The 10,363-nt window shown below is 54.9% G+C and carries 10 protein-coding genes; 3 read left to right on the forward strand and 7 right to left on the reverse strand.

The annotated features are described in order from the left end of the window. The coding region (locus ACILRN_RS12720) for an FAD-dependent oxidoreductase (RefSeq protein ID WP_395688847.1) at positions 1-984 on the reverse strand (984 nt) is incomplete at its 3' end. Between ACILRN_RS12720 and ACILRN_RS12725 the strand changes: the two genes are divergently transcribed. Continuing rightward, on the forward strand, positions 868-1,215 hold the full coding sequence (locus ACILRN_RS12725) for a hypothetical protein (protein ID WP_395688849.1): 348 nt from the start codon (positions 868-870) through the stop codon (positions 1,213-1,215). The genes ACILRN_RS12720 and ACILRN_RS12725 overlap by 117 nt on opposite strands. Before the next feature lie 260 nt (positions 1,216-1,475). On the opposite strand, the gene ACILRN_RS12730 is transcribed toward ACILRN_RS12725, so the two are convergent. Next, positions 1,476-4,004 carry a glycosyltransferase gene (locus ACILRN_RS12730; protein ID WP_395688834.1) on the reverse strand — a complete coding sequence of 843 codons (2,529 nt, stop codon included), beginning with the start codon at positions 4,002-4,004 and terminating at the stop codon, positions 1,476-1,478. 158 nt (positions 4,005-4,162) lie between these two features. Next, on the reverse strand, positions 4,163-5,164 hold the full coding sequence (locus ACILRN_RS12735; protein ID WP_395688835.1) for a glycosyltransferase family 2 protein: 1,002 nt from the start codon (positions 5,162-5,164) through the stop codon (positions 4,163-4,165). Positions 5,165-5,534: 370 nt separating this feature from the next. On the opposite strand from ACILRN_RS12735, the gene ACILRN_RS12740 reads away from it, so the two are divergent. Beyond that, entirely contained in the window at positions 5,535-6,233 is a 699-nt protein-coding gene (locus ACILRN_RS12740; protein ID WP_395688838.1) for a class I SAM-dependent methyltransferase, read from the forward strand. Further along, complete coding sequence (locus tag ACILRN_RS12745) at positions 6,230-6,616, forward strand: GtrA family protein (protein ID WP_395688839.1); 387 nt, start codon at positions 6,230-6,232, stop codon at positions 6,614-6,616. The genes ACILRN_RS12740 and ACILRN_RS12745 overlap by 4 nt, the downstream gene beginning before the upstream one ends. Before the next feature lie 334 nt (positions 6,617-6,950). Here the strand turns inward: ACILRN_RS12745 and ACILRN_RS12750 are convergent, their stop codons facing one another. The 4 genes from ACILRN_RS12750 to ACILRN_RS12765 form a co-directional block, all read right to left on the reverse strand. Further along, entirely contained in the window at positions 6,951-7,343 is a 393-nt protein-coding gene (locus tag ACILRN_RS12750) for a GtrA family protein (RefSeq protein WP_395688840.1), read from the reverse strand. A 12-nt stretch (positions 7,344-7,355) separates the two neighbouring features. After that, positions 7,356-8,354 (reverse strand): glycosyltransferase family 2 protein, encoded by a 999-nt coding sequence (locus tag ACILRN_RS12755; protein ID WP_395688842.1) that lies wholly within the window; start codon positions 8,352-8,354, stop codon positions 7,356-7,358. A 46-nt stretch (positions 8,355-8,400) separates the two neighbouring features. Continuing rightward, positions 8,401-9,744, reverse strand: coding sequence for an ArnT family glycosyltransferase (locus tag ACILRN_RS12760; protein WP_395688844.1), 1,344 nt, complete (start codon positions 9,742-9,744; stop codon positions 8,401-8,403). A gap of 417 nt (positions 9,745-10,161) precedes the next feature. Beyond that, the coding region (locus ACILRN_RS12765) for a hypothetical protein (RefSeq protein ID WP_395688845.1) at positions 10,162-10,363 on the reverse strand (202 nt) is incomplete at its 5' end.

Genomic DNA, 10,363 nt, shown 5'->3' on the forward strand with positions numbered 1-10,363 from the left:
GGCTATGGCGCGAACAATGGCAGTTGCGATGGAGTTGCTGACGGCGGGCTGTTCCTTGCCCTTGCAGGCCGGCTCCCAGGCCATCGGCGGCGCTATGTCATGGCTCCATCCCCGTAGCCCCTCTGGATACCAGGATAAATAAGCCGTCCGGTCTGGCCTGATCACGACATCGCCAAATCGGCCAAGGACGATGGTGATGGAAGGAGCATGCTCGAAGCCTTCTGGAAGCCTCGCAATGACCCGATACTTCAGACGATGCAGCCACCCTGGCGCGGACTGAATGCCCAGCATCCCGTCAAGCCGAAATCTCTGCTCCCAGGTTGCATTGAAGATCGTGTCTCCGAAGTATTCAGACAGGCCATCGTCCGGCCTTGATGATGTCGTCACGGCAAATCCGGAACCATGCCGGGACATGCCGACAACCCTTGACCCGCATCGCAAATCAATGAGAGCGTTGTGACTGACTGCGCGCCGAACCTCGGCTGCCAGGTGATCGGTGCTGATCGCGCGCTCGGATGTCTCGAAAGCCGCCAGAACGGGCTGCCGGGCGAGGCAGTCCGGAAGCGTCTCCAGATCAACTCTGCGTGCAAGGAAATCCGGGCAGATGCCGAGATAGTCCACCGTTTGCGGACTGGCGCGCATCGCCGTGCGATATGCCTCCCAAAGGTTCTGGTAATGCGTGTTCAACTGTTCGGGTTTCAGAAGGGAGTTTTCTGCAACGAGATAGGTAAAGGGCGTTGAAATTCCAATACGGGAAAACGCCGTCTCGCCGATCCATGACGCGACAATGCGCCGGAAGCCAAGCGCGCCCTCGAGTTGCAGCTTCCCGGTCCTTCCCGAACGATCTCCTGCATAGATCAGGCCAAGGTGTATCTTTCCCTCGTTGCGCAAGCTTGCGCGGTTCATGACTTCAGTGTCCTGCTCGAGCAGCAGCACGCGCCGGCCCGCCGCTGCAAGTTCCAGGGCCAGGCCGCAACCGAGCAATCCGCCACCTATGACGATATTGGCATGTCGTTCCAAGATAAGGAAAACCTCAAGAATGATCCGGCGATCTTAGAGCAAGAACTGGCTTTATTGAAACAGCTCCATCTATGCGTGGTGGTGCAGACCAGCAGGCCCGATCCAGTCAGCCAGGCCTTGGCTCTCGCCAGCGCTGACTGCCGCTGCAATCATCACACGGCCGATAGGCATACGTCCACAATTGTGATCCGGTGATCTGCTGGCTTGGATGATTTTGCATCCTGTCTCACAGATCAGGCCACGATTATTCCATCCCTCTCGATATTGAGTGAGCCTGCTCGTACAGGCGCCAGCAGCGGGGCAGCTGCAGTTTGATCTGCATCTGCGATCAGGCTTGGCAAAAGGAGAGCGAGGCTGCCCGTTCAAGAAGTCTGGTACGAAACTCAAAGTCCGTGAACGGCGCCGCTGGCATCCGGAGACGGACAGGAAACTCAGGTCAGGCAGGATCGACAAGCCTAGAGGAACAGGCGCTGCTCCTCGAGTGCCGCCCGCAGGTTGTTCTTCGCCAACTCGAAGTCGGGCTTGAACTTCAGTGCGGTGTTGGCTGCCTTGATGGCGAGATCCCACTCCCTCAGGCCTTTGTGTGCAACGCTCATGTTGTTGTAGGCTTCAGCCGAGTTCGGATTGAGCTTGAGCGCGTTGTTCGCGGCATCAATCGTTTCGCGGTAGAGCCCCGCATTGTAATAATCCCTCGACAGGTTGAGCCAGTTATCGAATGTGGGCTGGGTCTCAGCTTGGCTCCGTTGCTGGGCAAGCGCCTTCAGCTTGTCTTGTTTTTGTTGCTCGACGAATGCCGGGTAATCCGTGGTCAGGCGCCTGAAGTAGCGATCATACTGCTTGCCCACCACCGATGTCGCATATCGGCTGGTTGCGTAGGCACGAATTGCCTTTCGATCGAGAGAAGGGGCCCGGATTGCCGCCTCTACGAAATCCGACATGGTGTGGCAGCGGAATCCAGTGACCCCATCGATCACGGTTTCAGTGAAGGCACCCCAGTCGCTGGTGATGACGGGTGTTCCGCACAGCATCGCCTCCACGGCAACGCCACCAAAGGGTTCGAGGTAGATTGTGGGAACAAAGACAGCTTTGGCTTCTCCCATCAGCCGGGCTCTCTGGACCGGGTCAGCCAGGCCCACATATTCAATGTCTCCCTCGAGGACGGTCCCGTCAGAGGTGACGAAGTTTGGTGCTGTGCTGGCCATGCCCTGGCCCGCAATGACCAGTTTGGCCCCAATCTGGCGACAGACGTCAGCGGCGATCTTGGGCCCCTTTCGCCTGATCAGGCGACCCATGAACAGATAGTAGTCACCACTGCCGTCACCCTCTGGAAACTGATCCAGTTCAAAGAAGTTCGGTATCACGACATCAAATGGCCGGACATCATCATTTGGCGCCCGGTCGGCGAGAAAATGCCGAAGGGCATAGCTCTCGAACACGCGGAATGGCGATACAATTCCAGAGTATCCGATGCCGATCTCCACCTCATGCAGACCCATGTCACCGAGCATGCGGGCGATTGGCTGTTGTGAGGCCCCCATCACGAGACCAAGAATGTCGCCCGGTCTGGCCCGTGCGCGGATCTCTCGCGCTGCCCGTGCATTGGTGACTTGCCAGAATTCGCGTGAGGAATCGAAATCATTGAACATGTGCCTGGACCAGTCATACTGGCCAAACCACTTTGCTTGTTCAGCGCGGCTGACGATCGGAATGTGCTCGGTACATTTCGCCTCGTTCACTTCCCCTGAATAAAGCCGGACGTCATAGCCCAGCTGCGTCATCATGGTAGCAAACTTGCGTGTCTTTGCTGTGAAGGCACACCAGTCGAACTGCCGGGTCGTCTCGGTGTGTGGAAGAGAAATGACATGCAATCGGGGAAGATCCGACACGGAAGGCTGCTCTCTGTTCATCGCTTCTCTCAGGTTGTTAAATACTCTTGTATCGTCGTCTGGTGATAGCTTGCCGCTACTCAGAAGTCGCAGGCAGGCTTCCCTGCACTCTCTGTATCTGCCGATCCAATAGGCATTTACGGCATATTCGTCGAGTAATCCGGTTTCGTAGATCCAGTTTTCGACAAACATGGCATAGGGTGGCACTGGCTTGTTGAGACCGAGCTTCGCGAACTCAAAGCCTTCCTCATAACGCTGCCGGATTCTGCACAGGCGGCTTGCTGCGTGCAGGGATTCAATTCGGGAGGGCACGGCGCTGAATGCCCGCCGATAGACGTCGAGCACCTCGTCATCATTGTAGTTCAACGTCTCCATCAGCTTTCCAGCTTGATAGAGGCTGAAGAATACCTCTTCCTCCCACTGGCCAAGCGTGGCGCGGCGGAGGTAACAATCGATTGCCTTTTGGGGAATCCTCGCGTCGCGATAGCTCTGCGCGAGATAGAAGCTGTATCGCGCCACGAGGTAGGGATCTTGTTCCGTCTGCAGCGCTCCCTCGAGCACCTCAATGTCGCGCAGGAACCATGAAGGTTCCTTGCGTCTTGCGCCATCATGATTGCGTCGTATGCCAACGGGCGCAGTGACAGTCTGGTTCGCCTCGTTGCTCATGACGAATTCATGCAGAACGCCACGATAGAACCAGTTCAGTCGATTACGTACGAGCTGTGTCCTGTGATACAGCATCGGCGGATCGCGGATTTCAAACGCATAGGCATCCGCGGAAAGAGCTCTGAAGTTGAAGTCCGGAGATTGCTCAAGCGTGTCGTCGGCGTCGATGATGAGCGTATAGTCGGCGCACGTCCGGGCAAGGGCGAGGGCTTCAGACCGGTTGTGAGCAAAATCGCGCCAGGGACGTTCATAGAGAGTTCCGGGCAGTTGATGGAGATGATCGCGAATGATCTGCTGTGTCCCGTCCGTGGAACCAGTGTCTACGATGACCCAGTGATCGATGACGGGCATCACGCTGTCGAGGCATCGCCTGATCACCGATGCCTCATTCTTGACGATCATGGCAAGGCAGATTGTCGTGTTCTTTTGCATGACCATTTGTCTGGCTGGGTTGGTTGTATCGGGCGTTCGGAAGATGCAGCGAATATGACTATACCAAGATCAGAAGCAGGGTCCACACTTGATGGATGTCCTCAACAGGCCGGTATGCCGCATTGGCAGGCGGCACCATGGTTTTCTTGTAGCCTCGATCACGCGGTTACCTTGGGCTTGCCCTTCTCCGTGCGCGCCTCCCGATTGCTGACGTCCGTCACCGAATCAACGATATAAATGGGTCTTTGCCGCACCTCGATGCTGACGCGACCCAGATATTCCCCGAGGATGCCCACCGCGATAAGGTTGCTGGCTCCCAGCAAGAGCGTGACGACCATGAGCGATGCATAGCCCGGCACGTCGATTCCGTATATCAGCACATTCACGACGAGCCGTGCCGCCAGCAGCAGGGCGAGAAATGCGATCGTGAAACCGACGTAGGTCCAGGCGCGAAGGGGCAGGGTTGTGGAACCGGTGATGCCATCGAGGGCAAAGTTCCAGAGGTTCCAGGCCTTCCACTTTGAGTTGCCAGCGGAGCGCTTGGGACGTTCATATTCGATCGTGACAGGCTCGAAGCCGACCCAGGCGAACATGCCCTTCATGAAGCGCACTCTCTCCGGCATCTCGTTCAGTATATCAACAACCTGCCGGTCAAACAGGCGAAAATCACCGACATCCTCGCGCAACGGATAATCCGAAAGCCTGTTGAATACCTTGTAAAACCAACGGCTCGTCGTTCGTTTGAACAGACTGTCACTCGCCCTGGATTTTCGTTTTGCATTCACGATTTTCGCGCCGTTCTTCCAGGCGTCCACCATGAGGGGAATAAGCTCCGGCGGATCCTGGAGATCAACGTCGAGTGGAATGATCGCTTGTCCAGTTGCGTGCGCAAGGCCTGCTGCGAGGGCGCTGTCCTTGCCAAAATTGCGCGAGAGTTTGACGAGCCTGATCTGGAAGCCGTCGCTTCGGGCGCTCAGGATCCGGTGTACGGTCATGTCCCGGCTTCCGTCGTCGACGAAAATCACTTCGAGTTTCATATCGAGGTTGCCGAGCTGGTCAGCGAGCAGCCGGATGCGACCGAGGAAAATGGGAATCGCCTGCTCTTCGTTCAGCACAGGAACGACTAATGACAAGGTTTCCCGGTCCTCGGCAGTATTCACGATGTGGTCAACCTTTAGTTGAATAAAATAACAAATTCGAACTATTCCAAACAGTCTAACGCAATCGTTTACTTCTACTCGCTGAATGTCCTAGGCACAAGTCACACCAGATGTGTGGAAAGCACGGCGCACGATCGCACCATGGTCTTGCCGCTTTGTAGACTGGGCTATCTGGGAGCAACTGCGCTGATAAAGTCGCGCGCCGAAAAATCGCTGTCTTGAGCGGTTGAGTTGGCGGCCCTAGGCGCAAAACCAACACGTCTTGGGAAAAGGTGATTGTCTTGCGCCTGACCTGGCCTGCTAGACGCGAAAGTCGACGTGTTTGTTCCGGCGACTGGCCGCAAAAAACAGTGTGAAACGGGAGGTGGTCGTGGACCTGAAAGAAAGACATGCACTTGGTGAGCAGGCTGCGAGGCATTGGTACTATGTTTCGAAGGCGCGCATGATCACGCGCCACCTTCAACGATCCAGCCATTCGATTCTTGACGTCGGAGCTGGTGAAGGTTGGTTCAGTCGCTGGTTGCTCGAGAATGGATATGGCCAATCAGCCATCTGTGTCGACCCTGGTTATGAGGCAGACTGCGAATCATCGGTGGCAGGACTGCCATTATTGTTTCGTCGATCAGTGAGCAGCATCGACCAGGACCTTGTGCTCCTGATGGATGTGCTGGAACATGTTGATGATGATGTCGGGCTACTTGCTCGATACTGGGGTTCAGCGCCGGCTGGAACAACATTCATCATCACTGTGCCCGCCTTCAACTTTTTGTGGAGTTCTCATGATGTTTATCTTGAGCATCGTCGACGCTATACGCTCGGTTCACTCAGCCGTACGATAAGGAAAGCGGGCGCCACGCCCGACCGCCTGCATTATTTCTTTGGATCTGTTTTTCCTCTTGCCGCCATTGTTCGACTCGTCCGGCGTTATAGTGGGGAAGATGCTTCCGACATGAGGCCGGTTCCAGAACTTGTCAATTCGGTTCTGACAGGAATGTGCAGTTTAGAGGTCTCAATGGCCAGATGGAACAAGCTTGCAGGATTGTCCGTCGTCGCCCGGCTAACAAAATGAGCCGAGAGAAATTCACCCCGGATATCCATCAGGTATTCCGCTTTAGCTTGGTCGGTGCGATGGCGACAGCTGTCCACTTCACCGTTATATTAGTAGCTGTAAGCTTTTTCAGCTGGCGGATGATCGTCGTTCATGGCCTGGCTTATCTCTGTGCCTTTTTGGTTTCCTTCGTTGGGCACTACAAATTCACTTTTGCCAGCGCCACGAATTGGAAACTTGCGTTTATCCGCTTCCTTGCTGCCTCATTCATAACATTGTGCATTTCTTCACTGATCGTCGCTTTGGGCATGGCCTTCGATACGCCCCGTCTCGCTACACTCTTAGTAGCAGCCGCAAGTGTAGCGATCGCCTCATATCTGTTGCAAGAGAACTGGGTATTCTGACGTCCTTCCCCCCTTTTGTTTCTTGGAGATGCAAAATTGACTGCTGGCGTTCATTTGATGAAGTTCAAGCAAACTCCTTCCGCTCGTTGATTGCTAAATCTGGAATGGCGCACTGACTGTAGGTCCAGAACAGCATGGCTCCACTTCCTTATCCGGAAGATGTAGCGTGTCGATCAATTCCCGAGTCAAGCCAGCCATGCAAACCGGATGCTCTCTTGTTGCTGCCTGGAAAGCATGACACAACCAGAGCATTTCGTACTCCTGAAATCGCTGCGAGGCTAAGAGAACTCAGCAGTTCACAACGCACCAATTAAGCTGATCTCCCGGCCGGTGGTCAGTCTTGCGTGGCAGAAAAGGTCCACGACTTGCCCAGACAGAAACTCCAGACCACCACAGCCATTGTCGCAAACACCTGAGCAACGAGATAATTAAATGAAAATGCATGCAGCATCACAAACATGAAGCCTGAGTTCAGGAGAAGTCCTCCGCATGCAACTAGGGTGAAGCGATACGAGGCAATCAGGTGAGGTGCGGAGCTTTCAAATGCAAAATTGTAGTTGAGCCAGTAATTGACAAGCGCGCCGATTACATAGCCAGCACCCGATGCCAGCACGGGCGATAACCCGAAGAATGTTACGAACGAGATCATAACGCCGAACTGGATGGCTGTGGAGACTGCCCCGTTCAGCAGGAAGACAAGGACTTGTGTGTGGGGCTTTGGTGGCACGGGCAAGTCAGCTCAATCACTGTGTTTTACATCTGCAGCACTGGCGGGGCGGGAAACTCTTAGTCCTTCCACCAATTCAATGATGTAGCGTGGCCTCGATTTCACCTCGACATATATTTTCCCGAGATACTCCCCCAGAACTCCCAGGCACAGTGTTTGAATTCCGCCCAGAAGCAATATGGGCAGTAGGGTCGATGCCCAACCGGGCACTGCCGCCTCAGTACCCAGTGCGATCCACGTGGCCCATGCTGCGAAAATCATCGATAGAAAAAACAGAAGGACCCCGATGGCCGAAATGAGCCTGAGCGGCACCACTGAGAACGACGTCACTGCATCAACTGCAAATTCAACCATCTTTCTTAAGGGATACTTTGATTGGCCGGCAAGCCGCTTGTGGCGATCAAATTGAACAATCGTTGATTTGTATCCCAAGAGGGGAACAATTCCGCGAAGGAACAGATTGACTTCGCGATACTCCCGGAGTGCAAGTATTGCCTGTCGGCTGAGCAAACGATAGTCGGCGTGATCGACGATCGTCTTTGTGCCTAGAGCCTGCATTGTTCGGTAGAACATGCGCGCACTTTGGCGCTTGAACATGCTGTCCAGGTCACGCCGTCTTCTGACCCCGTAAACCACATCGTAACCCAGTAGATATCGATCCAGCATCGTCTCTATTGCGTCGATGTCGTCCTGGAGATCGGCATCAATCGTGACGGCAGCGTCAGCGTCAGCGGTGAATAATCCTGCGAGCAGAGCGTTCTGGTGCCCGAAATTCCGGGATAGCTTGATTCCCGCCACAAGAGGGTTGCCTGCAATCAACCTCTCAATGACCTGCCAGGTCTCGTCGGTGCTGCCATCATCAACGAAAAATATCTGGCTGCCACGGGTGCATTTTTGTGTTGCCAGCAGGTTTTCTAAGGTGCCCGTCAGGCGTGCTGACGTATCGGGCAGAACCTCCTCCTCATTGAAACAGGGTACGATGATGGCAAGTCTTGCCGGTTGATTGCTCACAAGTGCTTCTCCCTGGCAGAAAACGGATCCGAAGAGAGTATCGGACCTATTTGCGTATTGACGTAATGAATTCGAACGCCTCGCGACAAGACACTTGCCCGTAATGCATGATGTAGTAGCCAGCGACATACGGATACTCGATTGTAGCGATTTTCTGCCAGCGCGTTGGATCCTCTGAGACTGCAAGTTTCTGCATGCTATCGTCGAAATAGGGTCTGCTCAGATCGCGGTAGACTGCGAAGTGGTAATACGTGAACCACGCGAGGAAGCAGCTAGCGATTGCAATGAGCGCAATGTCGATCCGCGGTCGGATCGGAGCCTGTGCTATGAGCCAGGCGCCGAGCAGGGCGAAGAATGGCCACATGCCATTCGCACGAAGGGCATGTGGTATGCCTTCTATGGTGAGTGCTGCTGAAAAAGTGCCGGCGATTGTACCCGCGATCGCGAGCAGTCCGAGAATGGGAAATTGTGGCCTTTGAAAACGCCGCGAATACAGGAGTGCTGGCACTCCGAGCACGAGGGCAAGAAGATCCAGCCAGCTGAGTTGCCCCAGGCCTCCCATTCCGTGACGGAGGTTTGTGTCACCGGAAAAATATAGAAACGACGGGCTGAAGTGAGGGAGAAAATTCTGCAGAAACAGAATAAGGCCTGCGAAATGGCCGTCCCGAAACACGGAGGTGTCTTCGACGCGCTGCATCAAGTCGCCATTGATAGCCAGTATTAGAACTGGCAGGCAGGCCAGTGGCACTGAGATTGTGAAGATGACGAGTAGTCGCTTTGCGAATTGCCTGTCTTGGAAGAACGCAAGAACCAGCATGAAAGCTATGACCAAAGGTGTCTGAGCCCATGCGGATTGATAGGAATAGAGAGATAGTGAGAATGCCAGTGCCGATAGCAAGGCAGTCGATGTGTTCCTTGTGCGCAGCGCCAGTACAAACAGATAAACGCCCCAGATGACGAAAAGGGGAGCGAGAGGGCACTTCCAGAACAAACGGCCTGCAACGAACGACCAGGGTGACAGGAACGCCAGCAGGGCAGCGAACATGGCCGTTCGGAGATTTGAGAGTTCGCGGGCAATCAGGAATAGCCCGACGATGGTCAGTACGACCACCAGTCCGGGAAACAAACGGAAGCTTGCGATGCTCCCATCCCCGACAAGGGCAATCAGCGCTGCGGGATAAATGATCAGGGGGGATTCCCAGTTGCCTCCCCACAGTTCTGCAAACAAGGGCCATTTTTGACCTGAGGCTGAAGTCCCTTGCTGACTGAGGCACATGACGTTCGACGCCGTTTCTGCCTCATCGAAGTATGGGGCGCCGGGTATCTCACCCAGGAAGCTGAAGCGGAGAACGAGGGACAAGGTGCACAGCAGCGCGATCGCCAAGATCAAGAAGTTCGAGATCTCCTGGTTTTCTGATCGCTGGATGATCACAGTTTGAACTCTTCGTTTTGGCGGCATGCTTCGGACTGTGCCGGTGAGTCTTGCACGGGATCACGGCGGGGCTCAAGTGTCGACGCGCTTGACAACATGTTGGGGCCGCTGAGGCTCTCGCTCGCCGGTAACTTGAAAGTGGGTCTTATTTGTCGTTGTGGATTAGGGGATTTGGACGGGTTGGAGAAGTCCGCACGGTGGCCGGGAATGGAAGACGTGGTCGCTCTGCCTCGAGACGACGGTTCGTGGCTGGCCGTGAGGGCGGCAAGGGTCACTCCACGGCGGAAGTTTATGAATATACGAGTTTTGGTAGAGGTATGAAGTCGCGCTGGCATCGGCTACGCTGGTAGTGGGTGGCAGGCCGTGGAACGTGGATCAGGTTCTGCAATTGGCGTCCGTGTCAGTCAGATCCCTGAGGTCACTGCCATGATTGCGCTCTCCATGAGAGTGCCGCCGAGCTGCAACATGCCTAAGCGATATCTTGTCTTGCAGCATGATCGAGCGCGTGTTAGGCGGACGAAAATTCTGAATTTGAAGGTTGCCGATGTCTGAAGCTTCACACTCCGGAACTGCCTCG

Source organism: Aestuariivirga sp., assembly GCF_044238155.1.
Lineage (GTDB): Bacteria > Pseudomonadota > Alphaproteobacteria > Rhizobiales > Aestuariivirgaceae > Aestuariivirga.